Below are 26,450 nucleotides of genomic sequence, written 5' to 3'. Positions count from 1 at the left end.
TTCTAACCTTTTTCTATATCTCTCTTGTCTTACAATGCTAATCCGCTTACCAAATCGAACTTACGCAATGCTTCCTGCCGTTCTTGTTCCGTTCCGTCTGCCTGTACTTCGGCTCGATAAATGACTTTCCCGGTCTTCCTGTCTACGATTGCAACGCCGGCAATCGGATCATCGGCCTTCTTGTTCTCATAAATAATACTAAATGCTTTCGGATTGGCAGCTACTGCGCGGGCAGATACTGCGTTCCACTGGGATGTGTCGATCAAGATTTCCTCTGACTCTGGCTGGCCGGTCGCCAAATCGAACGACTGGAGATGAATACGACTGCCGTCTGTATACGCGTAATCAAGTCGATCGTCCGCAACATCGAACATAGTAGGAATTTCTGTTCCAGCCTTGACGATGCTGATCGGCGAAAGCTTGCCTGTTGCTGTCTGATAACTATAATAACCCCACTTGCCGTTCATCGGTGCCGAAATCAACATGTACGGCATTGGGTTATAAACTTTTGTATTTCTTAGTAGTCCAAGCTGTTTCTTGTCCTCCTCTCTTCCAGCTATGACCGTCGTTACGCTTGAGATTGCTTTCTTCCCTGTATCGATCTGCAATCTTACAAGTTCCTTATCATGTCGAGTTTCCTCTGCATCGACATTCACGCTGTGAGTAGAGAGTACGATAATATCGCCGTTAGCGGCCCGTTGCAGGGCATCCGTAAACCAATAATTTCTCGTATTGCTGTCCGGATATTGGACTTCGAAGTCTGACTGCTGTTTCGTATCTTTATCGAGGACTGAAATCTGAAGTACCCAATCGTCGTTAACATGCTCGGTGTTCGCATATGCGAGCATCTCATCATCCGAATAGAAGGTTCCGTAGTTTTTCTTCCCTCTAAGAAAATCCAAATTGCCGTCGAACATATTCTTTACAGTCTTGGCCGACAGCCACGGTTCGAACGTTTGTTCATACAAAGTCGGCTCCTTCTCGTGAATGATTCCATCTACGTCCAATCCGATCCGGCTGTTAAAATCCCTGGAATAACGATAAGTCCCCCACACCGACAGATTCGCAACAGCCTTCGGATCACCTTCCAGCGTTGCAAGCCGAAGCTTAGGATCGCCTTTGGTCTCCCACCCCGGCCGAACATAGAGGAAAGCGAATACGATGACAAGCCCGACCATGACCGATGTAATCCAATATTTTGCTATCGCTCGACTCATACGGTAATCTTCCTTTTCAACAAATAGAGACTGAGCCACAATGACAGTGCTCCGATCACTGAAATAATTCCAGCAAGCAAACGGGCTTTCTCATAAAAGAACCAATGATCGCCCAGCCCCAACGGAATGGTAGCGATGTACACTGCTGCGACTGCATATACAATGGCCCCAAACAATCCAAGCAGTCTAAAGCTTCTTTCCAACAAGACTCCCGTGTAAAGGACAATAACAGCTGCGATCCCCATACCATAATTGAATGCAAACTGTTCGGCCGATAAAGGAATTAGTTTCCGAAGGAACGGAATAGCCGAAATTAAATAGTTCAATGGATATTCCACGCGCATCTCATCCGGCAAGAGAGAATTGTAATAACGGTTCTCGACCGGCAGCACCAGCAGTTGGACAGCAAGCAATGCGAATATGACGAGCAGAGGTGCGAAGAGTTTCGCGAAGTATATGTGGTGCCTCGAAGCCGGCACCATTAGCAGCCTGCTCATGAAGGAATGTTTGCCAATAAAATCCCTGTACCAGACAAAAAATAGATAAAACAACAAGAATGCGATGCACAGACCGATCGGCAGAATGATCCACGGTGATTGATTTATCCGAATGACGTCTGCATAACTTGCAAGACCGTGCAATTCCTCAAGCTGCTGCACAGTCGCCAACTTTTCTCTTGCCATGATTTCCTTCGCTTCGTTCTCGGTGTGCCTTGCCATTGCATGCGCCCCGTACATTTGAACGGCCGCCACCATAATCGCCATAATGACGAACGGGATGACGAGACGTTTCACTTCCAAATTCAGAAGCTTCCAGAATGTCATCATGTCTCGTACACCTCCCGCATGACATCGACGACCGACTTTCCTTCGGCCAGACGGATATCCTCGCATGCGAACTGTTTCGTTATACGCCCGTTATCCAGCATGACGACATAATCGAGCAAATGCTCGATTTCCTTCACTTCGTGCGTCGTCAGGATGACGCCGCGTCCTTCCACCAGTTCACTGGAGAAGACGGATGCAATCTGTTCGCGGCTGAACATGTCAATGCCGGAGAACGGCTCGTCCATAAGCATGTAATCAGCGTTCATCGCTAGAGCTAGCAGCAAATTCAGCTTCGCAGCCGTACCTTTGGACATGGAGCCGACCCGGTCTTGAAGTCCAAGCTTGAACATTTGGGTCAATTCAGCCGCCCGTTCCGGATTCCAATTCCGGTAGTGGTCACTCATAAATTCGAGACAGCCCTCCACCGTCATTCTCCCTGGCATCGGCAACTGATCCGGTACGAAGACGATCCGCTCGTACGATGTATGATGAAGCGGACTTCCATCTATCGTAATGGTCCCGCCGTGAATCGGCGTTAACCCCATAATCGATTTAAGTATGGTCGTCTTACCCGTGCCGTTCAGTCCGGTCAGGCAGGTGATGGCATCCTTCGGCGCTTGAAAGCTGACGCCGCTTAGCACAGTGCGGAAGCCGAACCTTTTCTTCACATTGTTCAGTTCAATCATTCCGTGCCACCTCTTTCGCTGCTAGGCTCGCTCCGATTCGACTCCAGTCTGCGCTGCACCAAGGAGAGCAGTTGTTCTGGAGGAACCTCAATATTGCGGACCGATGCTAAGAACATATCGATTGCTTCCGTCAGCAATTCGTCGCGTATGCGGCTAAGAATTGCGGTGTCTCCGGTAATCCGGCTCGGCGAGTTGCCTTCTGTCACGATCAAGCCCTGCTCCTCCATTTCCTTATAAGCCTTCTGCGCCGTGTTCGGGTTAATGTTCAGCTGGCTTGCAAGCTCCCGGCGCGACGGGATCGTCTGACCTGCCGTCAGCTTCCCAGTTGCGATCCGCTCTTTAAAATGTTTGACGACCTGCAAGTATACGGGATCGCGGTTGTTAAACAACAGCTCCATTGGCGTTCTCCCTTTTGTGATGTTAACCAATATTTGGTGTATGTATTATGTGGTTCATACACTTTACCTGTATTATGCTCGTAATACACCTTTCCGTCAACCCTAATAACATCTACCCACCCAAACCCTCCCTGCAAAGGAGGGCCCCAAAGGGCTTGCGCCCTCTGGACTCCCCTTAGCCGTATCTGCATACCCTTGGACCATATGCTCGCTTTCCTCCCCTTTCGGGGCACGCTAACTGGTTACGCATCTTGCTGCTCTCACACGTCCGCACCATAATAGACGCCCCTAGCATCCAATAGAGCATCCTCGCTTTCGTCCTTGCAGGACACGCTCCACTTGCGCGCTCCCCACTTTTGCAGAGATGGGACCCAACCCCTAATCCCTCTGGCTATTATTTCTTCTTCTTGCTGAATCCAATCGATCGCTCGCACCCATAAACATTAACAAATCGTACAAGCGCTATTCAGCTGTTTAGGGCGGTTTTCTGAAGATAAAGAACCTCAGAAGCTCTATTTCATCGTTTTTATCCGATTTCGAGCAATTTCAAGACCAATAACGCTTCCTGGATTCGTTAGATTTTGAAAAGAGGTCATTCCGTGCAATTAGCGTCTCTACGGTTCGTAAGAACTCTTACCACTCCAATCCGTCGCCCGCAAGTGAATCCAGGGTGCGTAAATACACCTAGGGCGCAGCCCGCTGGGTCGCACCTGTTCCCTTGGTGCATGTTGCCACCAAGGGCACGGTTAGCGACATGTAACACGCATCCTAGAAGGATATGAACACCTAAGGTACAGTCCGACGCCAGCAGCATCCTACTAACAACAAAACTGCCCGCCGGCGAGAGCCGGACGGGCAGTTCTTCTAAACCATCTTATTAAATTCTTTGCGCAGCCGTTTAATGATCCGCTTCTCCAGACGAGAGATGTACGACTGTGAGATGCCAAGCAGATCGGCAACATCCTTCTGCGTTTTCTCCTCACCGTCGGCGAGGCCGAAGCGAAGCTCCATAATGATTCGCTCCCGCTCCGTGAGCTTGTCGAGCGCTTTATGAAGCAGCTTGCGGTCGACCTGTTCTTCAATATTCCGGTAGATCGTATCATTCTCTGTCCCGAGTACATCCGAGAGCAGCAGTTCATTGCCGTCCCAGTCGATATTCAGCGGCTCATCGAATGAAACTTCCGTGCGCGTCTTGCTGTTCCGGCGCAGATACATAAGGATTTCATTCTCGATGCAGCGGGAAGCATAAGTGGCAAGCTTAATCTTTTTCTCCGGATCAAACGTGTTGACTGCCTTAATCAGCCCGATTGCGCCGATAGACACCAAATCCTCGATATGTATGCCCGTGTTCTCGAACTTGCGGGCAATATACACAACGAGCCTCAAATTGCGTTCAATAAGCATAGCCCGAATGGCCGTATCTCCGGAAGGAAGCTTCTCAAGCAAATATTCTTCTTCTTCACGGGTCAGCGGAGGAGGAAGCGCTTCGCTGCCGCCGATATAATAAATTTCATCGCTCTTTAGTCCGAATAAAAACAGAACGCGATAATAATATAGCTGAAGAATCAGTTTCCACTTCACTAGCATGGCTTCATGCCTCCCCGTCAAGATGGTGTGCGCCGTTACGCCCCGCCGCTCCGCTCCGCCATCGACGGATGGATGACTGCCCGGTACGCGCGGTCCGATGACAATTGTCCGCCGTCCAGACCAATCAATGCCCTGCGGGTGACGATGGTCTCTTCTCCTAATTGAACGGTAACGGCATCCGGCTTCAATGCGAGCATAAACTGCGTTCCGCGGTTTATACCCCGGTAAGGCACCAGCCGCAGCCGGTCCTGCCATACAAACTCATCTTCCGCCGAATCTCCAATCACAAGCTTATCAACTTCGGCTTCGCGTATTCTTTTCATCCAAGTAGACGGCAAATCCGCTTCCAGCAGCGACGCCTCGATGATCGTCACCGGCGTCCGCGTCAGCGGATCATACAATTGGTTGCCCGTATCGATTAACCCTTCGCATTCATATTCCTTCTGGCCAATCGTTACTTTCATCCGCGCAACATGCGCTTGAATGAGCGACTTCTCACGCCGCTGGACGATGACCGATCGTGCAATATACAGACCAACACAGACAGCCGATCCGACAAAAATAAACCCTGTCTTCATTTCAGAACGAATACCGCCATCGATAAACTGCAGTCCACGCCATAGCGCATTCGAGCCTTGCTGCATGATCAAATAATAAAACCCGAGTACAGCGCCGGCCGCAATGAAATTAATGGCGTAAAAAGCGGCTAACGTCCTCGCGAACGCGCGTAATCCGCCATAACCGAAAGCAATGAGAAGCATAATGACCGATATTCCAACCTTGAACAGAAACGTATAAAGAAACGACAATGACGGAACGAACAACAAGGCGACATATAGGGCGCCGACAGCGCCTGCTCCGACAATGCGATACCAAGCGGCACGAATCCCTCTAACCCAAGCAGTTACGAGCAGCAGTGCTCCGTCAATTAACAGCTCCCTCATAAAAAGTACGTCTACGTATATCGCCAGGACGTTCACCTGCCCGCCAATTCCTTGCCTCACGGCCGTACGTCCGTATATCAGCAGGAACGATTGAGACTAGTATATTGTAATCGTATTTCAATGTCTGTCTATTCATGACGCTCGCGACGATCTTTTTTTGTCGTAACTTGATGCGCCTTGACTCGCAAAAAAGCCATTCACAAGCGGATGCTCCGCCCGTGAATGGCTAATGTTTTATACCTGATAGTAGCTAATTAACGGTCACCGCGCGGGCGGTTCCGCAAAAAAGCTGGAATGTCTAATTGGTCGCTGGACGTCGGTGCGCCGTACGATCTCGTCGAATTGGCCGACGAGGACGAAGAGGAGGACGTTGCCGCAGAACGCGACTCTGTCGATTCCGTAGGCGTGCTCGGACGGCGAACCGGTTCAGGAATCTTATGCTCGAACCCCGTCGCAATAACCGTAACTTTGAATTCTTCTTTCAAATCTTCGTCGATGATAGCGCCGAAGATCATGTTCACTTCCGGATCGCATGCTGCGATAACGATTTCTGCCGCTTCGTTCACTTCGTAAAGCGACAAGTTCGCTCCGCCCGTAATGTTCATAATGACACCGCGTGCGCCGTCGATCGACGTCTCAAGCAACGGGCTCATGATCGCCTTGCGGGCAGCTTCAGCCGCACGGTTCTCTCCCGATGCCATGCCGATTCCCATCAGGGCCGAACCGCGCTCCGTCATAATCGTCTTCACGTCAGCGAAGTCGAGGTTGATCAGACCCGGAACTTGGATCAAGTCGGAAATGCCTTGTACAGCTTGCAGCAATACAGTGTCGGCAACCCGGAACGCTTCCAGCATCGGCGTCTTCTTGTCGACAATCTCGAGCAAGCGGTCGTTCGGAATGACGATCAGCGTATCGACTTTTTCTTTCAGTGCTTCAATGCCGTTGTCAGCTTGCCCGGAACGTTTGCGTCCTTCGAATGTGAACGGACGCGTGACGACGCCGACAGTCAGCGCGCCGCACTCGCGTGCGATCTCTGCAATGACAGGAGCAGCGCCTGTGCCCGTACCGCCGCCCATGCCTGCCGTTACGAATACCATGTCCGCGCCTTTAAGCGTGTTGCTGATCAGTTCGCGGGACTCTTCCGCTGCTTTCTTGCCAACCTCCGGATTCGCTCCCGCACCAAGTCCGCGCGTCAGCTTGTCCCCGATCTGCAGCTTATGTTCCGAATGCGCCAGATGGAGCGCTTGAGCGTCTGTATTCACCGTAATAAACTCGACGCCTTTAACGCCGTTCTCAATCATCCGGTTAACGGCGTTGCTGCCGCCGCCGCCACAGCCGATTACTTTGATTTGTGCTAGTTGTTCCATATCCATGTCGAACTCCAACATCTCCGTTTCCCCCGATCAAATGAATTCGCTAAATATATTTTTGAGTTTCTCGAACAATCCGGGTTTCGGCGATGCTGAGACGCTGCTGGTCGTTGTTTTGCGGGATGCCGTTTTCTTCGTTGAAACGGACATGCTCCGGTTGCGTGCCATTCGCAAGGCGTAATAAAGAATGCCTACGCCATTATTGAATGCGGGATCACGCACACCGATAAAGTCCGGAACTGCAATCCGGACCGACGATTCCAGCTCCTGCTGGGCTAGTCCAAGCGTTCCCGGCATCGAGACCGCTCCGCCTGTCAGCACGTAGCCGTGCACTTTATCGCCATAGCCGAGTCGTCTAATTTCCTGCCGAACAAGATGGAATATCTCTTGCATCCGAGGCTCAATAATGTTCGCCAAATCCACTTGCGAAAATTCTTTCTCTACATTGCTGCCCATCCGCATCACTTTGAACTTCTGGTCTTCCGCCGCGTCACTCACGAGCGAACAGCCGAATTTCAGTTTAATCTTCTCTGCTTGCTCGGCATGGGTACGCAATCCGTACGAAATATCGTTCGTCACATGCTCGCCGCCAACTGGAAGCGTAGACGAAGCGACAAGTCCGCCGCCTTCAAAAATCGAAATGCCCGTAGATCCTGCCCCGACATCAATAAGCGCCGTACCGATCGACTTCTCGTCTTTCGTCAGCGACATCGAGCCGGATGCAAGCGACATCAGAACGCGGTCCGCAATCTGCAGATCGGATTTCTCTACGCAGCGCATCAAATTATGTAACGATGTCTTCGTCCCGGTTATGATCGTAGCTTCCACCTCGAGACGAACGCCGATCATTCCTCGCGGATCAGAAATTCCCTCCAAACCGTCAACTAGAAACTGTTTCGGTACAACTCCGATGATTTCGCGCTCTGGCGGCAATGCAACGACCTGCGCCGCCTGCATGACACGCTCGATATCTTCCTCACCGATCTCTCGGTCTTCATTCGATACTGCTACTACACCGTGATTCGTTTGTAATGAGATATGATTGCCTTGGATGCCAACATATACTTCGTCTATTTGAATGCCGACCATTCGTTCAGCGTGATCGATTGCGCTGCGAATCGACCGTACGGTTTGATCGATGTCGACGATAGCACCCTTGCGTATTCCTTCCGAGTCGGCAGATCCAACTCCAATAATATTAATGGTTCCATTCGTCACTTCACCAATAATAGCACGAATTTTGGATGTACCGATGTCCAAACTGACGATGATATCGTTGTTGCTCATCGCGCGGCACCTCCATTTCAACAGAAAGTAGGACATTCAGTCTTTAACAATCTACATATTCAACATGAATGACGGCTTTCCTCTTTTTTCTACAAAATTTTCGACACTTTTGCAGCTTCCAATTTCCAGCAGCCGAAAGACTGCTCCAATAAGCGGCCGAGTCCCGACCTGCCTGAATCCATAACTAAAATTTTACCATCGATTGGCGCTATTGAGTAGACTCTTTTTCAATAGATTCCATATTTTCTGCTTGATCCGTAATATATGGTTCATACGTATCGGCCAGCAGCATCGTAACTTTGCCGGGCTCCTGCGTCTCTGTAACCGCGTTGAGCGTCTCCAATTTCTCCGCCAGCACAGACACGGCTGTGATGACCTCGAATCGGGTTCTTGTATAAATTCGTATGCGGTCGGGATATGCTTTCGTCGGATCGGGCCTAATTTCAGATAAATCGGACAACTGCTGTGCCGTAATTGCAGCCAACTGCTTCGAAAGCGCTGTCTTCACCGGATCCTTTTGTTTCCAGCCTGACAGCAACGGTTTATCGACAACAAAGTCGCCATTTGTCGCACTAACGCTTGTCCCATTCGACAGAATGGCCATAATTTCCCCTTTGGCCGACAACTCATAAGCGACAGCTGCATACTCTTGAACATGAATTCGGACATCACCCGGAAATTTCTTCGTCACTTCCGCATGCTCGATGGCAGGATTCGTGCTCAGCTTCTTTTCAATCGAACTCTCCGTAAAGCCGAAGAAAGCATCGCCGGCCGAAATGCCAGCCGTCTTCCGAATGACATCTTGGCTGATAAACCGTTCACCTTCGATGTTTACGCTGGAAACTTCACTTATAGAGGAGTTAAAGAATAATACCGACAATACAACGATAAAAAGCAGCAATAAAACGATTTTCAATTTGCGGCCGCCGCGGCGCTTGATCACGGGTTCCCGCAGAACGGGCATCGGTTGTTTCATGCTTGTCCCTTCCTTTGTGAGAAAACCTCTATCGCGGCCGTTCAGTGATGAGCGGCCGCGTCTATAGGCAGGTTTTAACGCCAATAGGAAAGTCCATCTCACCTGAAAACAATAGTGATCGTAAACTTTCCTATGTGGTCAAAAGCATCCGGCTTCCGCAGCTTGCGCGAGGGACGCCGGCTTGTTGCTCCCGTCATCAGCCGTTCGTTACCGCCCTGTCGTCTGGTACTGGCGTATAGCGGCTAACGCGGGCTCCTAAATGGGTAAGCATTTGTTCGATACGATCATAGCCTCGATCAATATGATGCACCTGCTCGACGACGGTTCGCCCTTGCGCGGCAAGGCCCGCAATAACGAGCGCCGCTCCTGCGCGCAGATCAGTCGCTTCTACGGTTGCGCCATACAGTCTCGGCACGCCGCGGATGAACGCCGCATTCATATCGACCCTTATATCTGCTCCCATGCGTGTCAGCTCGCCCACATGCTTGAAGCGTCCTTCGAAAATCGTTTCTTTCATGATACTTACCCCGTCGGCCAGCGTTAGAAGCACCATTACGAGCGACTGCAAATCCGTCGGAAATGCCGGATAAGGCGACGTTACGATGCGCTCAATCGCTTTGGGACGCGATGTGGCGTTTACTTTTATTATATCACCGTCAGCTAACACCTGAACACCAGACCTGCGCAAGACGTGAATGAGAGAAGATACATGCGACGGATTCGTATTCTGCAATACGACCTGACCTCTAGTAGCCGCTGCGGCAACCATAAGCGTGCCTGTCACGATTCGGTCCGGGATGACCTGATACCGGCAAGGCGTCAGCATCTCTACGCCTTCAATCGTAATCGTATCGGTGCCTGCGCCGATAATGCGCGCTCCCATTGCGTTCAAGAACCGCTGCAAATCTTGAATTTCCGGCTCTCGGGCTGCATTGTTGATCGTCGTGCGGCCTTCGGCAAGAACGGCCGCCATCATAATGTTCTCTGTTGCGCCGACGCTTGGGAAGCTAAGGTGGATATCGGCTCCGATCAGCTTGTCGGCCTGGCATATCATCTTGTTGCCCGACTCCGTAATCGTCGCCCCAAGCGCCTCAAGTCCCGACAAATGAAGATCGATTTTGCGTTCACCGATTGCACAGCCGCCAGGCTGATAAACGTGAACTTCTCCGAAGCGTGCGAGCAGCGGTCCCATGAGGAAAATCGAAGAACGCATTTGGCGCATAAGGGTTTCCGGCACGTGCGGCGAATGCGCCGACGACGTGTCGAGCACGACCGTATCTCCAATGTGGTCAGCCTTGCAGCCAAGATCGCGCAATATGCTCAGCATGACATCGATGTCGAGCAGCTTCGGCACATGGTCGATCGTTACAGTGCCGCTAACGAGCATGCTTGCGGCCAGTATCGGCAAAGCGGCGTTTTTCGCTCCTTGGATCGCAATGGTTCCTGAGAGAGGTTTCCCGCCTTCAATCACCAATTTGTCCAATGTATCACCTCCGAATTACCGCTCACCCACCACCAATACTTCCGGCACCAGCTCGATGCCGTAGCGGTCTTGGACGGTGCGCTTAATTTGCGCCATTAGGGTGAGAACGTCTTCGGCTTTCGCTTGCCCGGTATTGACAATGAAATTGGCATGCAATGGAGATACTTCGGCGGCGCCGACGCGAAGCCCTTTAAGTCCGGCTTCTTGAATGAGTCTAGCGGCAAAATCGCCCGGCGGATTCCGGAAGACGCTTCCCGCGCAGGCTAGCTGCAGCGGCTGCGTATTCAGCCTGCGTTCTTTGTATGCGGCCAGAACCGATTCGATCTGAGCGCGGTCGCCTTCCTCAAGTTCAAACGTCGCCTCAACAACGATGCCCTGCTGCTCGTGGAGGATGGAATGGCGGTAAGAGAACGCCATATCCTCCAGTCCGTACGTCACGATTTCTCCTGTCTCCCGAACAACGACAGCCGATTTGAAAATACGCGACACATCCGATCCGTGCGCACCTGCGTTCATGTAGACCGCGCCGCCGACCGTTCCTGGAATTCCGCCTGCGAATTCCAGTCCAGTCAATCCCGCCTTGGCCGACATGACCGACAACTTGATGAACGAATAAGCTGCGCCGGCACGAACAGTCTTTCCGTCGAACTGCACGAAATCAAGACCTGCTCCCGTCTTAATGACGACGCCTCGAATGCCCTTATCGGATACGAGCATGTTCGAGCCACGTCCCAAGCTGGTCCAAGGAATGCCGTGTTCATTCAACAGACGGATGGTCGACACAAGTTCTTCGGTTCCGTTCGGTATAATTAGACAATCAGCGGGGCCGCCGATTTTCCAAGTTGTATGTTTGGCAAGCGGTTCCTGGAACAAAACTTTTCCCCATCCGTTTTGCTCCAATTCCGCCATAATTGCGTCCATTGAGTCGTACCTCCCCTTCTGTCCGTAGAAAGCCGCGTCCCGATCATAGTGTCTCAAAACGCGGCGCTGCCGAGCGCATCGAATACGTTGTACAAATCGTTCCGCACGGTAACGGTCGCGATTTATAACGTATCTTATGCCCCCGGCATATGGAGTGTGACAGTCGCCTAAGCGGTGCCACGTTTCTATAATTAAACGATTATTCAATCATGATGCAATTAGCGGTGAGCACGCAGTCTGCGCAGCTCGCTAACGATCGTCACAGCTGCGTCCGGCATCCCGAGCTTCTGGGCTGCATGCCCAGTCTCGGACAATCTCTTCCCGTCCTGAAGCATAGAAGCAACCGTGTCGAACAACCGGTCGCCGCTCAGCTCCCGTTCGAGAATCATCCGGGCCGCTCCGGCATCGACCAAGCTGCGCGCGTTCGCCTCCTGATGATTGTTCGTTACGTTCGGCGACGGAATAAGAATCGACGGGATGCCAAGCGCCGTCATCTCTGCAATTGTCGAAGCGCCGGCACGGCACACGACGAGCGAAGATGCGGCAAGAACGTCAGGCATATTGTGCAAATACGGCACGATATGCAGCTGGCCGTTCTTGTAAGCCGGCAACGGCTTTACCCGGTCAAGCGCATCTTCGTAATAAATCTCGCCGGGCACGAACACGAAGTGTACGCCTGGCAGCCTATCCAGCTTCGCCGCCATCGCATACATCGCTTCATTGATCGCTTTCGCGCCCCGGCTGCCGCCGAACACGAGTACGATCTGCTGCGCGCCTTTAAGCTCGAGCGACGTCCGCCCTTTATCCGCATCTGCGCGCATGACGTTCGTCGCGCATGGGTTTCCGGCGTAAACCGTCCGCTTCGCACGTTTGAAGTAGCGCTCGGAATCCGGGAAGCTGACCGCTACACAATCCGCATAGCGGGCTAGAAATTGGTTCGTCAACCCTGGGATGACGTTCTGCTCATGGATAAGCGTCGGTATGCCGAGCTTCGCTGCCGCATACACGACAGGACCGCATACGTAACCGCCCGTGCCGACGACGGCATCCGGCTTATATTCGCGCAGCAGCCGCTTCGCTTTCCTGACGCCTTTCATAAACCGGAGCACTGTTTTCACATTATCCAGCGACAGCTTCCGCTTAAAGCCGGTAATTTCAACAGCTTCGAAAGGGATGCCCATCTTCGGTACGATCCGGCTCTCCAGCCCGCGCGTCGTGCCAATGTATAATAATTCGGCACCCGCCTCCTCTTGAGCCTGTCTGCCGACGGCGACTGCGGGATAAATATGTCCGCCAGTCCCTCCTCCGGTCAATACGATACGCATGAACTCGTCACCTCGAATAACGGGATATATTAAGTAAAATGCCAAGCGCCGTCAACAGCAGCGTGAGCGAAGAGCCCCCGTAGCTGACTAGCGGCAGCGTAATGCCGGTAACCGGCATCATGCCGATGACGACGCCTATATTAATCAACACTTGTACGCCGACAATGCCGATAATGCCTGCCGCCAGCAAGCTTCCGAACGTATCCTGAGATGCAATCGCCGTTCGGATTCCGCGCCAGACGAGCACCAAGAATAGACAGATCAGCAGCGTACCGCCGATAAAGCCCATCTCTTCCGCAAGAATCGAGAAGATGAAGTCGGTCTGCGGCTCCGGCAAATAATTATACTTCTGCCTGCTCATGCCGAGCCCAAGTCCGATCAAGCCGCCGGGTCCGACGGCATACAGCGATTGAATCGATTGATAGCCGGCTCCCAGCGGATCCTGCCACGGATCAAGAAACGCGGTAATCCGCTGAAGCCGGTAAGGCGCAATGGCGATCAGGACGACAAGCCCCGCTACACCGACGAGCGCAAACGAGCCCAGATGCTTCAGTCTAGCGCCTGCGGAATAAATCATAAGCAGCGACGCGCCAACCATGACGGCACCGGTGCCGAGGTCAGGCTGCAGCATAATAAGGCCGAATGCCGTTCCCATGAAACCGAGCGGCGGCAGCAATCCTTTGGTAAAATGCGTTACCTTCTGTTGATTATCGGACAGCCAGCGGGCCAGAAAAATAACCATGGCAAGCTTCATAAACTCCGACGGCTGGATGCCGAACGAGCTGATGCCGAGCCAGCTCCGCGCACCGCCGCGAACGACGCCTACGCCGGGAATCAATACGATGACAAGCAAGCCGAAGCAGATGAGCAGGCCGATGCCTCCCCACCTTTTCCAAATGCTATAGTCCAAATTCATGGTGAAAATCATCGCGCCAACGCCAAGAGCGGCGAACAACAGCTGACGCTTCACATAATAGAACTTGTCTCCGAATTCATGAAAGGCGAGAACAGCGCTAGCGCTGTACACCATTACGATGCCGATTGTCAAAATTAACGCTATCGAACCGATCATCCATACGTCCGGGGCGGACCGTGCTTTTGCCATCGCGCTGACACCTCTGAACCGTCAATAGTAGGGACATGCCCCCTATTTACAAGGTATGCGCCGATTGTTTAAAAATGCGCCCGCGCTGCTCATAGGACTTGAACATGTCCCAGCTAGCGCATGCAGGCGACAAAAGAACGACATCACCGGAGCCGGCCAGCGCAGCAGCGCGCCGTACCGCCTCTTGCAGCGTCGCTTCGGCGTCCTCTTCAGGTTCGACCGTTTCAACTGCGGTTAAACCTGCAAGGCCAGCCACATGCGCAAGCTTGTTGCGCGTTTCGCCAAGCGCCACTAACGCTTTCAGGCCGCTGAACCAAGGGAGCAGCTCCATATAGTCCGAGCCGCGGTCGAGGCCGCCTGCAATAAGGACGACCCGTTCAAGCGGGAACGACTTCAACCCGGTAATCGTGGCGACGGGATTCGTCGCTTTGGAGTTGTTATAGAACGACACGCCATTGCGCTCGCATACGAATTCGAGACGATGTTCCACGCCCCGGAACGAACGAAGCGGACCGGCGAGCGTTTCCAGCGGCGCGCCCGCAGCAATCGCTGCAGCTATGGCCGCCATCGCATTAGCCGCATTATGTCTGCCCGGTATGCCGAGCTCTGTAACCGGCAGAATGACCGACTTTTCTCCGTCACCGGATGCATAGATGATGGAGCGGAGCGTTTCTTCCGCTTCAACCTCACCCTGACCGTCCTGCGGCTCATCGGATTCCGCCGGGAACGGCGGATCAATATAGAGACCGTGAGGAAGCGTCTCGATCAGCGAGAACGGCAGCAGACGCGCGTTAATTCGCTCAGCGATGGCCCGGCACGTCTTATCATCCCAGTTCAGGACTGCCGTATCATCAGCCGATTGATTCGCGAACAACTTCGCCTTGGATGTAACATAATCGTCCATTCCGCCATGATAATCCAAATGCGTCTCGACGACGTTAAGCAGCAGCGCGACACGCGGACGGAAAGCCGTCGTTCCTTTCAGTTGGAAGCTGCTCAGCTCCGCTACGATAATGTCGCTCTCCTTCGCCTGCTGAGCCGCCTCGCACAGAGGAGTTCCGATATTCCCTGCCACGATCGGAGCCATTCCCGCTCCCTTAAGCAATTCGCCGATCCACGTCGTCGTTGTCGTCTTGCCGTTCGAGCCGGTAATCCCGATCATCGGCGCCGGCGACAGGAAATAAGCGACTTCCACCTCCGTCACGATCTCAACGCCGTGCGCCTCCGCTTGCTGCACCGGGCTCGCCGAATACGGAATGCCTGGATTCTTAATGAGCAGAGCCGTATCTGCCGTAACGAAATCGTCCGGATGATAGCCGCAAATAACCGGAATGCCTAATGCCTCCAGTTCTGCTGCCTCCGGGCTTTGCTCCCGGTCCTTCTTATCGTTAACGACGACGTCCGCGCCGAGCTGATGAAACACTTTCGCGACGCTGACGCCGCTCTTCGCAAGACCGAGTACAGCGACACGGCGGCCGCGGTACAATGACGGGTGATCCATATGCTTGACCTCTCTCTCTATCGAATCATGACTTGTATCTGAAAACGGCTTCGCCGTCCTCTCGGCAAGCGAAAGGACGGCGGGCTCACTTGTACTGCCTTAGAACGCATTACCTACGATAAGACCGATGGCCGCCAGAATGAAGCCCGCGATCCAGAACGTCGTGACGACCCGCCACTCCGACCAGCCTGACAATTCGAAGTGATGGTGGATCGGGCTCATTTTGAACACCCGCTTGCCGCGCAGCTTAAACGATGTGACTTGAATAATAACCGACAGCATCTCGAACACGAAGACGCCGCCGACAATGATTAGAATAAGTTCCATCTTCGTCAGCATGGCAACTGCGGCTAAGCCGCCGCCGATGCCCAGTGAGCCTGCGTCGCCCATAAACACTTTCGCAGGGTGTGCGTTGAATACGAGAAAGCCTAGCACCGCGCCGATCATAGCAGCCGAGAATACGGCCGATTCATACTCATTAACACTCAGAGCTAGAATCGTGAAAGCGCCGAATGCTATCGCGCTCGTGCCCGCAAGCAAGCCGTCCAGGCCGTCCGTGAAATTAACCGAGTTACTCGTCGCGAACATGATAATGACAACGAAAGCATAATAGAACCAACCTAGATCGAACGAGAAATCCGTCCCCGGCAAGCCGATCTCTGTACTGTGGCCCATCCGGTTCAACAGCACGCAGACGATAACGCTGAACAGCAATTGACCGGCCAGCTTCTGCTTCGCCGTAAGTCCGAGCGAGCGCTTGAATACGATCTTGATATAATCGTCGAGAAACCCGACTAGCCCGAACCCCAGCGATGCGACAAGCAGCACCCAGAACTCGTCGGTCTTATCGGAAAATTTCAGAAAAGCGAGCAACAGGGCCAGCATGATGATGATGCCGCCCATTGTCGGCGTCCCTTGCTTCTTCAGATGGCTTTGCGGGCCGTCCGTCCGGATCTGCTGCCCGAACTTCATTCGGCGCAGAAGAGGGATGAACAAAGGCCCCAGCAGCACCGCTAGAAGAAATGAAGCTCCAATCGTAAGCAATATGACCTTTATGTCCATAGTTTCACCCCCCCGTCAGCTCTCCAAAGCTTGGACGACTTGCTCCATACGCATGCCGCGCGACCCTTTGACAAGCACAAGATCGCCCGGTTGCAGCTGCTCCCGCAGCCATGCCGCCAGCTCTTCCTTTTGTTCAAAATGGCGGATGTCGTCCGCGCGGCCGTCGGCCGCGAAAGCCCCGGATGCTCCCTCAGCAATATATTGCGCAAGCGGTCCCCATGTGAGCAGGGCATCCGCCTTTTTAGGCGTTACGTATGCACCGACGGAGCGGTGCATCTCTATCTCTTCCTCGCCAAGCTCCAGCATGTCGGCGAGCACGACCCATTTGCGGCGGTAGCCGTTCAACTGCTCGACCAGGTCGACGGCCGCTCTTACTGCCGTCGGATTCGCATTGTACGCATCATTCAGCAACTTGGCGCCGTTGAATGCATTCACCGGTTGGATTCGCATACCCGTCAATACGACCTTAGCCAGGCCATCCCGAATGGAAGCCGCGGGCACCCCGAACCGGTATGCAACCGCGATTGCCGCCAGCGCGTTCATGACGTTGTGTTCACCTGGTACAGGCAGTACAACACCGCGCAGCACCTCGGCTTCGTCTGCCGTCAGTAACGGCGAGACGACGTCGAATGTCGACGAGTCAAAGCTCACTGATACGTTAGCTGCCGACCACAAACAGTCGGGAGCGCTGCCGAACGGAATAAGCTCCGCTCCTTCAGACAGCTCCAACGAATCCAGCCGTTCCCGAAGAAGCGGCTCGTCACCATTGAATATCAACGCTCCGCTCTCCTTCAGTCCGGCTGCAATCTCCAGCTTCGCCTGTGCAATGCCGGCTCGCGACCCGAGCTGCTGCATATGGGCGTCGCCGATGTTTGTAATGATCGCAGCATCCGGCGAAGCGATCATTGTCAACAGTTCGATCTCGCCGAAGTCGCTCATGCCCATCTCGAGCACAGCCGTATCAACCGTCTCGTCAAGCTGAAGAATCGTAAGCGGAACCCCGATATGATTGTTCAAATTGCCTTCCGTTTTATGAACGCGGAACACGGTGCCGAGCACCGCAGCCGTCAAATCCTTCGTCGTCGTCTTGCCGTTGCTACCCGTTATGCCGATAACCCGCAAACCGAGCTCATCGCGGTACGCGGATGCGAGCCGCTGCAGCGCCGACAGCGTGTCCGGCACAAGAACGAGCGGAGCCTCTTGCAATTCGTCCGGCACAGGACAGCCTTCCTCCCAGAGCGATGCCGCTGCTCCTTTTACAAGCGTCTCCGCCGCAAATTCATGGCCGTCGAAATTTTCTCCGATGAGCGGCACGTACAGCTCGCCTGCTCCTGCCGTACGGGAATCTCTCGTCACGCCTTGAATCTCGATGTGCGAGTCCCGTTCTCCATGGGCTAATGTTCCGCCGCACATTCGGGCTACCTGCCCCAAATTTCGTTTAATCACAATACCGTTCCCCTTATCGCTTCTTCGGCCACAAGACGATCGTCGAACGAGAACGTTTCCCCGCCGATTAACTGATACGTCTCATGACCTTTCCCCGCAATCAATACTACATCGCCCGGGCTTGCCATTTCAACCGCTTTTTCAATCGCTTTCCGGCGGTCGACAATCATCACGTACCGTTCCTTCGGAACGCCGTCAGCCTTAAGCCCTTCCTCTACGTCGAGCAGGATGGCACCTGGCTCTTCCGATCTCGGATTGTCGCTCGTAATGACACTAATATCAGAATACTTCGCCGCGATGCTGCCCATGATCGGCCGCTTCGTCCGGTCGCGGTCTCCTCCGCAGCCGAATACGGTAATAACCCGTTTCTCCGCGAACTCCTTCACGGCGCGAAGCACATTCTCAAGCCCGTCCGGCGTATGCGCGTAATCGACAACCACAGCGAACGGCTGTCCCGCATCGACCGATTCAACGCGGCCAGGCACACCTGGCAGCGCCTCTAAGCTGGCTTTGATTTGCTCAACCGGCAGCCCCTCCAGCAGAGCAACGGAAGATGCAGCTAAAGCATTATATACATTAAACTTGCCAACCATTCGAATTGAAATGTCCGCATCGCCCCGGAAGGAGTGAAGGCGGAACGACGTGCCTTTCGACGTAATGCGAATGTTGGATGCGCGGACATCGGCTGAAGCATCAATCCCGTATGTAATGGTCTCCGCAGCCGTTAACTTAGCGAAGATTGCAGAAGCCGCATCGTCTGCATTGAGCACCGCATAGCTGCGCTCATCTTCTGTTGAGCCGAACTCGTTGCCCAGCCGCGAGAACAGCAGCCCCTTGGCCGCAGCATACTCTTCCATCGTATGGTGATAATCGAGATGATCCTGCGTTAAGTTCGTAAACACGGCCGTTTTGAACCGGCAGCCGAGAACGCGTCCTTGATCGAGCGCATGCGACGACACTTCCATCGCGCACACTTCCACTCCCGCTTCCGTCATATCGGCAAGATGGCGCTGCAGCTCGAGAGCGCCTGGCGTCGTCCCCGACATCGGAACCGTACGTCCCGCATACCGGGTCTCGATTGTACCGATGACGCCCGAAGAGCGGCCTGCATCAGCCATAATCCGTTCGATCAAATACGTCGTCGTCGTCTTTCCGTTCGTACCGGTTACGCCGATCAACCGGAGCTTGCGGCTCGGATGGCTGTAGAACCGGTCTGCGATGACGGCCATTGCCAGCCTGCTGCTTTTCACGACGAGCTGCGGCAGCGGGATGTCAAGCTTACGCTCGACGACGAGCGCTGCCGCACCATTCTCAGCTGCCTTCCCCGCATAGTCGTGCCCGTCGGTTTTATATCCAGGTACGCAGAAGAACAAGGTGCCCGGCTGTACTTTGCGGGAATCGTCCTCCAGCCCCGTTATCTGAATGCCGCCGTCTCCATCTACCGATGCAGTTGCAAGCCATTGCGCAATTTCATTAAGCGTCATAAAGTGCATCCCCTTCCGTCATCACGAACTATCATGGATCGACATCATTCTCTTTTACTACTGTCGTTATTACACCATTATGATCGATCTCAACCGATTTTCAACCATTCCTTTGCGGCGCCCGTCCATAACTTGAGTCAGGCGCCGCATTATTTTCCATATTAAGGGTGAGAATGGCCGTCAGTACCGTCTTCTATCATGTCTTCGCTTCCTAAGTATATCCGAATGGTGGAGCCTTTCTCTACGCGCGTGCCGGCGGCCGGAGCTTGACGTATAACCGTCGTGCCTGTTCCAGCTGTTGCCAGATTAAAATTCATATTCATATCTTCATAAATATCGGAAACGGTCTTGCCGACCAAATTCGGCACAGCTACGATTTTGTTCTCGCCAAGCTTATATTCCTTCTCGATCTGCTTCGTTCTTGGCGGAATGCCGAGGTACTGCAGCGAGTCGTCCATAATATTGCGTACAATCGGCGCTGCTACGACACCCCCGAACTGGATGCCCTGCGGATTATCGACAGCCAGGTAGACGATAATTTGCGGATCGTCCGCTGGCGCGAAGCCGACGAACGAAACGATATGCTCATTCGGCGAGTAGCGGCCGTTCACGACCTTCTGGGCCGTACCGGTCTTGCCGCCAACCCGATACCCGTCAATAAAGGCGTTGCCGCCTGTCCCCTGCGCTACGACGCTCTCAAGCGCCTCTCTGACTTGCTTAGAGGTTGATTCGCTAATAACGGTGCGAACAGGCTCCGGATCGAACGACTCCACGGTTTCGCCCGTTTCCGGATTGATCCACCCCTTGGCCAAGTGAGGCTTATACAGCGTGCCTCCATTGATCGCTGCGGCAACGGCTGTAATCTGTTGGATCGGAGTGACCGATACGCCTTGCCCGAAAGCAGTCGTTGCCAGTTCGACAGGACCGACTCGGCTCAGTTTGAACAGAATGCCGTTCTCCTCGCCGTTAATATCGATGCCCGTCTTCGTCCCGAAGCCGAAGCCGCGAATATATTCGAACAGTTTCTCTTTGCCAAGCCGCTGGCCGAGTGCGACAAACCCCGGGTTGCAGGAGTTTTGCACAACCTCTAGGAACGTCTGGCTGCCATGGCCGCCTTTCTTCCAACAGCGCAGCCTCGCCCCGCCGACTTCGACAGCGCCCGGATCGAAGAACCGCTCGTTCGTCAAATTAACCTTATTCTCCTCGATCGCTGCAGCTAGCGTGATGATCTTGAACGTAGAGCCCGGCTCATAGGTCATCCATACCGGCAAGTTCCGGTTATATACCTCGGCCGGAACCTCGCGGTACAGATCCGGCTGGTACGTCGGCCGGCTCGACATCGCCAACACTTCACCGTTGTTCGGATTCATCGCGATAGCGATAATATGATCGGGATTCAACCTCGCCATCGCAGCATCGAGTTCCCGCTCCATGATTGTCTGAATCTGCTTGTCTATCGTCAACTGCAGATTGAGGCCGTCTTTCGGCGCATTATACGTATCGCCAGAACCGGGCATCAGATTGCCCGCAGCGTCTGCCAGGTAAGCGACGTTGCCCTGAATGCCCTCCAAATATTTGTTGTACTTCGCCTCGACGCCCGTCAGTCCCTGGTTATCGATGCCCGTAAAGCCAAGCACATGCGCAGCGAGCGTCCCGTAAGGATAGAACCGTTTATTGTCCTCGCCGATCATAATGCCCGGAATGGCGAGTTCACGCACTTGCTGCGCTTTTTCCAACGTAATTTTGCGGCCTTGAGGCTTCACCTGCACGATCCGTTCCGATTTCTTCAGCATCGGCAGAAGCTTCTCTGCCGTCATGCCGAGCACCGGCGCAAGCTCGCGGGCAGCCTTTTCCTTATCTTTAATCTGGACCGGCACAGCCCAGATTGTCGGCGAGCTAATATTGTAGGCAAGGCGAACGCCGTTGCGGTCTAATATTTCACCTCGCTTCGCGGTGAACGGCACTTCGCGGCGCCACGAATCTTCTGCCTTGGCCGCCAACTCCTCGCCCTTCCACAGTTGAACGTAAGCAAGACGCCCGATCAATGCTGCGAATGCGACGATGCCGAAGATCAACGCGACATACATTCGTCTTCGTACGGTCACATTGGATACTTTCACTTCCCTTGTCCCCCTTCCGGGCAGCATATGCCGTCCGGATCGGACAGACCGTACGCCGCTTACAGCCATCGTATTCGGGACAAGGGAGCAATAGAACAAGCCCGCGCTCGTATAGAGCGCCGGGCTTGTCGGATCAGCCGCCGCCAGCGGCAGCGGTCGAACCGTCCGGCGCTTTTCCGCTGCCGGACGACTCGCTGTTATCGTTGCTTTGCGGCTTGAGCACCAGCTTCAGCACCCGTTCGCCTTTTAATTTCGCCATCGTCTGAGAGACGACATAGCCTTCGCCCTCTGTGACCGTCTTCATACCGAGCAGCGTGCTGACCTCCATCGCATCGCGCAGCGACAGACCTTTCAAATCCGGAACGGTCAGCTTGTCTCTCTTCTCCGTAATCAGATAGACCCGCTGGGTTGTCGGCACGACCGACCCTGCACGCGGAATTTGCTGCTCAACGTTCTTCCCGTTGCCGACCACGACGAATTGCATGCCATTGCCCTGCAGCTTCGACTTTGCCGTTATCGCACTCAAGCCGTTCAAATCCGGCACCTCAATCGTCGGCGCTTTCTTGTCTTCTCCGGCTTCTTCCTTCTTATTAGCCGCTTCTTCCGCCGCTGTCAGTTGCGGCTTTATGCCCATGCGGCGCAAGCTTTGCTGAACGATCTCTTTGAATACTGGAGCAGCCGCGGCACCGCCGCCGACATACTTGTCGTTCGGCTCGTCAATGACGACATAGACCAAAATCTTCGGATTGCCGACCGGCGCAAAGCCGATGAACGATACGACGAATTTATCATCTGACCAATCGCCCTTGCCGCCATTAGCCGTATTGTCCCACTTTTGGGCCGTGCCTGTTTTGCCGGCGACACGATAGCCTTCGATGTAGGCGTTCTTACCGGTACCGATTTCTTGGTCGGATACGACCTGCTCCAAATACTCGCTTACTTTACGGGACGTCTCAGGCGAGATGACCTGCCGGACGACTTCCGGCTTGCGAACTTCAATCTTCCCCGTTACCGGGTCCTCGACTTGCTTGACGATAAGCGGCTTCATAAGCTTGCCGCCGTTCGCGACGGCCGATACGGCCGCTACCTGTTGAATCGGCGTTACCGATACACCCTGACCGAACGTTGCCGTCGCAATCTCACTCGCATAGTGGAACTTGATCGAGCCGACGAGTTCGCCGGGAAGCTCGACGCCCGTCTTCGCACCGAAGCCGAAGTTCGTAATATAGCTGCGCAGCTTGTCCTCGCCGAGGCCCTCGTAACCGAGATGGACGAACGCAACGTTACTCGACCGCTTCAATCCTTCAAGATAAGTGATGGGGCCCCAACCGCCGCGCTTGATATCCCGAATGGTCCGGTCTGCCACACGAATGGAACCGGACATGTAGGTCGCATTCGGATTGAAGATCCCTTCCTGCACGGCGCCGGCGAGCGTTACGATTTTGAACGTCGAGCCTGGCTCATATAACGAACGGGTCGCGTGGTTATAAAAGCCTGCAGCATCTTGGGTCCAATAATAGTTCGGATTCGCGCTAGGAAGGTTCGCCATACCGAGAATTTCCATCGTATTCGGATCGACGGCGATAGCTGTAATACTCTTCGGACTGTACTTGTCGTACGCTTTCTGAATCGCTTGCTCGACATAGTTCTGAATCTCCGAGTCGATCGTCAGCATCACATTCTTGCCGTCGTGGGCCGGCTTATAGTCGACCGATCCGCCGTCCAGCTGAATCCGATTGCCGTCCTTCTGGTACTTGCGGTAACCGTCCTCGCCGCGAAGCATTGTGTCGAAGAACGATTCCAATCCATAGTTCGCTTTGCCTTCCTTATCGACGTAGCCTAGCAGCTGCGCCGCCATCGTATTTTTCGGATAATAGCGCTTGGTTTCATTCATCAAGTAAATGCCGACGTCCACGCTGCCTGTTACGTCCGACAGCTCTTTCTTGAATGCTTCGATTTTGTCGCCCAGTTCTTTATCGATCTTCCAGCCCTTCGGACGAACCTCGCGCTGCGCATACAGCGCATTGCCCTTATCCGGATTACGCGCCGTTGCGATCTGTTTCATGGACGTCTCTGACATCCCGAGCAGTTGAGCAAGCTTGATCGACACCTTATCGACGATACCTAGCTTATCCAGCTGCTCCGGGCTAACAGCTACGGTATAGGATTTCCCGTCCATTGCCAACACGTCGCCGTTCCGGTCCGTCAGCTCGCCGCGCTTGGCGACCAGCTTCTCCGATGCCGCCCAATACTGCTCGGCGTTGCCGAGCCAGAAGTCCGCTTTCACAACCTGGACCCAGTACAACCTGCCGATTAAGACAACAAAAAGGAGGGTAATTAGCCCCCCGATCAAAAACAGCACGCGCAGTTGAATTCTTCTCTTCATATCCGTCACCTAATTTCTTGCAAGTTCCGTCTCGGTGTCTTTTTTGCGTACTTTGATTGCATCTTCTTCGTTATTCGGGTAATAGAAACCTTGCGCTTCGGCCGCTTCTGCGATCGTCTTCGGATCTTTCATCGTCTGAACCATCTGCTGAAGGTCGCCAAGTTCGGTCGTCAGCTTCGACTGCTGATCGGTCAATTGCTTCACTTCATACTTCATCTCGTATACTTGCGAGCTTCGGTAAATGACAATGAACGCGACGAATACAGCAGCCGCGATCATTAGCATGACGAGCAGACGCTCCTTAGTAGGCAACGTCTTCTTCACAACGACAGTCCGTTTCGTATCCCGGTAGAGCTGTTGCTGTTTCTGTTGCTGCTGCGGCTTCTTCTTCGGTTGAAGCGCCAGATTTCCATTCGTATAAGCCATTCGTGATCCCCCTCTCATTCATACGGTCCGCCGTTTGCCGGCTCTATTCTATGTTCACTGCTTGAGGTACAGTTGATTACGGTTTCCGTCGTTCGTTATTCTTCCGCTCTGCTTACAGCTTCTCGGCTACCCGCAGCTTCGCTGAACGGGCTCGCGGATTCGCTTCCAGTTCTTCCTCGCTTGGTACAATCGGTTTCCGGTTGACGAGCTTCAGCGTCCCTTTACCGCCGCATACGCACATCGGGAAGTCCGGAGGACATGTGCATTTCTCGAGGTATTGCGCGAAGGTCTGCTTGCATATCCGGTCTTCGAGCGAGTGGAACGTAATAACCGAAGCTCTGCCTCCTGGCTTCAGGCAACGAACCGCCTGCTCCAGCGCATCTTCTTCGGCGCCCAGCTCGTCATTAACGGCAATGCGCAGCGCTTGGAACGTCCGCTTCGCCGGATGGCCTCCCGTTCGTCTAGCTGCCGCAGGAATGCCTGCTTTCACCAGCTCTACGAGTTCACCCGTCGTCTCGATCGGCGCTTCCGCTCTTGCGGCAACGATCACTTTCGCTATTTTGCGGGCGAACTTCTCCTCGCCATATTCGATGAGCACACGCGCGATGTCACGCTCGTCCCACGTGTTCACGATGTCTCCGGCCGTCAGTGCGATTCCGCGGTCCATTCGCATATCCAGCGGCGCATCGTGATTGTAGCTAAAGCCCCGCTCTGCTTCGTCCAGTTGCGGACTCGATACACCCAGATCGAATAAAATGCCGTCAACCTGAGGAATACCGTCCTTCTGCGGCACACCGCATTCGAGCAGCTTCTGCTCGAGATATCTGAAGTTGCTTTTGACCAGCGTCACTTTATCCATATAAGGCCCGAGTCTGACTTGCGCGTTATCATGCGCCCATTCATCCTGGTCGAACGCGATCAAGCGGCCGCCTTCGCCAAGCCTTGATACGATCCCCGAGCTATGTCCTGCTCCGCCAAGCGTACAATCGACATAAATGCCGTCCGGCTTAATGTCCAGCCCTTCTATCGCTTCTTCCATGAGCACTGTTACATGTTGAAACACGCGGCAAACCTCCCGTTCCTGCTGCTTAATCTAAGATGAGTATCTTCTAAAAGTTAATATCGAAATCGACGAGCTTCTCGGCAATTTCGTTAAAGGCTTGTTCAGACTGTTCGTAATAGCCCGACCAAGTTTCTTTGCTCCATATTTCCACGCGGCTTGACACACCCAGCACCATACAATCCTTATCCAGCTTGGCATATTCACACAGATGCTTCGGCAAATTTACCCTTCCCTGTTTATCGAGCTCGCATTCTGTAGCCCCTGAGAAGAAAAAGCGGGTAAAGGCGCGTGCGTCCGATTTCATCAGCGGCAGCGCTTTGAGCTTCTGCTCGAGCACACTCCACTCGCTCATCGGATACACGAATAAGCAGTTGTCCAAACCTCTTGTGACGATGAAAGTAGAACCTAGTTCATCTCGAAACTTGGCTGGAATAATGAGACGGCCTTTGTCATCAATGCTATGCTGATGCTCGCCCATGAACACGACCGCTCCACTCCTTCCCCCAAGTTCACCACATCGCCCCACTTTTCACCACTAAGTCACACTTATTCGCCACCTAAAATAAAAATCCTTCTCCTTTTTGATAATATCGCAATAAATTTTAGGTAGTAAATTATATAACCCGCCCTGGGCGGGGGCGCCAGAGGACTTGTGCCCTCTGGACTCCGGAGGCTATTTCCGAAGGCTCCGCCCTCTGGACTCCCGAAATACAAGTGATCAAAGGGCCCGCGCCCTCTGGACTCCCACGTAACATCCAAACCTTCAAAGGCTCTCCCTACCCACCCAAACCCTCAAAGGCTCTCCCTACCCACCCAAACCCTCAAAGGCTCTCCCT

Annotated in this window: 22 protein-coding genes; all 22 read right to left on the bottom strand. The window is 53.6% G+C overall.

Annotation, left to right across the window (positions count from 1 at the left end):
* Positions 1–29: 29 nt before the first annotated feature.
* Positions 30–1,217: a hypothetical protein gene (locus PKO01S_RS21635; RefSeq protein WP_127533522.1), complete on the bottom strand. Its 1,188-nt coding sequence runs from the start codon at positions 1,215–1,217 to the stop codon at positions 30–32.
* Positions 1,214–2,044 (bottom strand): hypothetical protein, encoded by an 831-nt coding sequence (locus PKO01S_RS21630; RefSeq protein ID WP_127533521.1) that lies wholly within the window; start codon positions 2,042–2,044, stop codon positions 1,214–1,216. The genes PKO01S_RS21635 and PKO01S_RS21630 overlap by 4 nt, the downstream gene beginning before the upstream one ends.
* Positions 2,041–2,730, bottom strand: a complete 690-nt coding sequence (locus PKO01S_RS21625) for an ATP-binding cassette domain-containing protein (protein WP_127533520.1) — start codon at positions 2,728–2,730, stop codon at positions 2,041–2,043. The genes PKO01S_RS21630 and PKO01S_RS21625 overlap by 4 nt, the downstream gene beginning before the upstream one ends.
* A complete protein-coding gene (locus PKO01S_RS21620) occupies positions 2,727–3,128 on the bottom strand; it encodes a GntR family transcriptional regulator (RefSeq protein WP_127533519.1) in 402 nt (133 codons plus the stop codon). Before PKO01S_RS21620 ends, PKO01S_RS21625 begins: the two co-directional genes overlap by 4 nt.
* An 864-nt stretch (positions 3,129–3,992) precedes the next feature.
* Positions 3,993–4,715 carry an RNA polymerase sporulation sigma factor SigE gene (gene sigE, locus PKO01S_RS21615; protein ID WP_127533518.1) on the bottom strand — a complete coding sequence of 241 codons (723 nt, stop codon included), beginning with the start codon at positions 4,713–4,715 and terminating at the stop codon, positions 3,993–3,995.
* A 35-nt stretch (positions 4,716–4,750) separates the two neighbouring features.
* Entirely contained in the window at positions 4,751–5,719 is a 969-nt protein-coding gene (gene spoIIGA / locus PKO01S_RS21610) for a sigma-E processing peptidase SpoIIGA (protein ID WP_246070674.1), read from the bottom strand.
* A gap of 194 nt (positions 5,720–5,913) precedes the next feature.
* Entirely contained in the window at positions 5,914–7,047 is a 1,134-nt protein-coding gene (ftsZ, locus tag PKO01S_RS21605) for a cell division protein FtsZ (RefSeq protein WP_127533517.1), read from the bottom strand.
* A 15-nt stretch (positions 7,048–7,062) separates the two neighbouring features.
* Positions 7,063–8,316, bottom strand: a complete 1,254-nt coding sequence (gene ftsA / locus PKO01S_RS21600) for a cell division protein FtsA (RefSeq protein WP_127533516.1) — start codon at positions 8,314–8,316, stop codon at positions 7,063–7,065.
* 208 nt (positions 8,317–8,524) lie between these two features.
* Positions 8,525–9,292: a cell division protein FtsQ/DivIB gene (locus PKO01S_RS21595; protein WP_127533515.1), complete on the bottom strand. Its 768-nt coding sequence runs from the start codon at positions 9,290–9,292 to the stop codon at positions 8,525–8,527.
* Positions 9,293–9,488: 196 nt separating this feature from the next.
* Positions 9,489–10,775, bottom strand: coding sequence for a UDP-N-acetylglucosamine 1-carboxyvinyltransferase (gene murA, locus PKO01S_RS21590; RefSeq protein WP_127533514.1), 1,287 nt, complete (start codon positions 10,773–10,775; stop codon positions 9,489–9,491).
* Between the two features lie 15 nt (positions 10,776–10,790).
* On the bottom strand, positions 10,791–11,696 hold the full coding sequence (gene murB / locus PKO01S_RS21585) for a UDP-N-acetylmuramate dehydrogenase (protein ID WP_127533513.1): 906 nt from the start codon (positions 11,694–11,696) through the stop codon (positions 10,791–10,793).
* A 218-nt stretch (positions 11,697–11,914) separates the two neighbouring features.
* Positions 11,915–13,021, bottom strand: a complete 1,107-nt coding sequence (gene murG / locus PKO01S_RS21580) for an undecaprenyldiphospho-muramoylpentapeptide beta-N-acetylglucosaminyltransferase (protein WP_127533512.1) — start codon at positions 13,019–13,021, stop codon at positions 11,915–11,917.
* Positions 13,022–13,028: 7 nt separating this feature from the next.
* The gene (gene spoVE, locus PKO01S_RS21575; protein ID WP_127533511.1) at positions 13,029–14,126 is read right to left on the bottom strand and encodes a stage V sporulation protein E; all 1,098 of its coding nucleotides are present in this window, start codon (positions 14,124–14,126) and stop codon (positions 13,029–13,031) included.
* Between the two features lie 46 nt (positions 14,127–14,172).
* Positions 14,173–15,627, bottom strand: a complete 1,455-nt coding sequence (murD, locus tag PKO01S_RS21570) for a UDP-N-acetylmuramoyl-L-alanine--D-glutamate ligase (RefSeq protein ID WP_127533510.1) — start codon at positions 15,625–15,627, stop codon at positions 14,173–14,175.
* 99 nt (positions 15,628–15,726) lie between these two features.
* The gene (gene mraY / locus PKO01S_RS21565; protein WP_127533509.1) at positions 15,727–16,689 is read right to left on the bottom strand and encodes a phospho-N-acetylmuramoyl-pentapeptide-transferase; all 963 of its coding nucleotides are present in this window, start codon (positions 16,687–16,689) and stop codon (positions 15,727–15,729) included.
* Between the two features lie 15 nt (positions 16,690–16,704).
* Complete coding sequence (locus PKO01S_RS21560; protein WP_127533508.1) at positions 16,705–18,135, bottom strand: UDP-N-acetylmuramoyl-tripeptide--D-alanyl-D-alanine ligase; 1,431 nt, start codon at positions 18,133–18,135, stop codon at positions 16,705–16,707.
* Positions 18,132–19,619: a UDP-N-acetylmuramoyl-L-alanyl-D-glutamate--2,6-diaminopimelate ligase gene (locus PKO01S_RS21555; RefSeq protein ID WP_127533507.1), complete on the bottom strand. Its 1,488-nt coding sequence runs from the start codon at positions 19,617–19,619 to the stop codon at positions 18,132–18,134. Before PKO01S_RS21555 ends, PKO01S_RS21560 begins: the two co-directional genes overlap by 4 nt.
* 161 nt (positions 19,620–19,780) lie before the next feature.
* The gene (locus PKO01S_RS21550; RefSeq protein ID WP_127533506.1) at positions 19,781–21,739 is read right to left on the bottom strand and encodes a stage V sporulation protein D; all 1,959 of its coding nucleotides are present in this window, start codon (positions 21,737–21,739) and stop codon (positions 19,781–19,783) included.
* 133 nt (positions 21,740–21,872) lie between these two features.
* Complete coding sequence (locus PKO01S_RS21545) at positions 21,873–24,125, bottom strand: penicillin-binding protein (protein WP_127533505.1); 2,253 nt, start codon at positions 24,123–24,125, stop codon at positions 21,873–21,875.
* 9 nt (positions 24,126–24,134) lie between these two features.
* Entirely contained in the window at positions 24,135–24,551 is a 417-nt protein-coding gene (locus PKO01S_RS21540) for an FtsL-like putative cell division protein (RefSeq protein WP_127533504.1), read from the bottom strand.
* A 112-nt stretch (positions 24,552–24,663) separates the two neighbouring features.
* Positions 24,664–25,614 carry a 16S rRNA (cytosine(1402)-N(4))-methyltransferase RsmH gene (gene rsmH / locus PKO01S_RS21535; protein WP_127533503.1) on the bottom strand — a complete coding sequence of 317 codons (951 nt, stop codon included), beginning with the start codon at positions 25,612–25,614 and terminating at the stop codon, positions 24,664–24,666.
* A 46-nt stretch (positions 25,615–25,660) separates the two neighbouring features.
* Positions 25,661–26,098, bottom strand: coding sequence for a division/cell wall cluster transcriptional repressor MraZ (mraZ, locus tag PKO01S_RS21530; RefSeq protein ID WP_127533502.1), 438 nt, complete (start codon positions 26,096–26,098; stop codon positions 25,661–25,663).
* Positions 26,099–26,450 lie beyond the last annotated feature (352 nt).

The sequence above is a fragment of the Paenibacillus kobensis NBRC 15729 genome, assembly GCF_004000825.1.
Lineage (GTDB): Bacteria > Bacillota > Bacilli > Paenibacillales > Paenibacillaceae > Paenibacillus_T > Paenibacillus_T kobensis.
The sequence above is the reverse complement of the archived record's forward strand: the minus strand, read 5'-3'. Positions and strand labels throughout refer to the sequence as shown.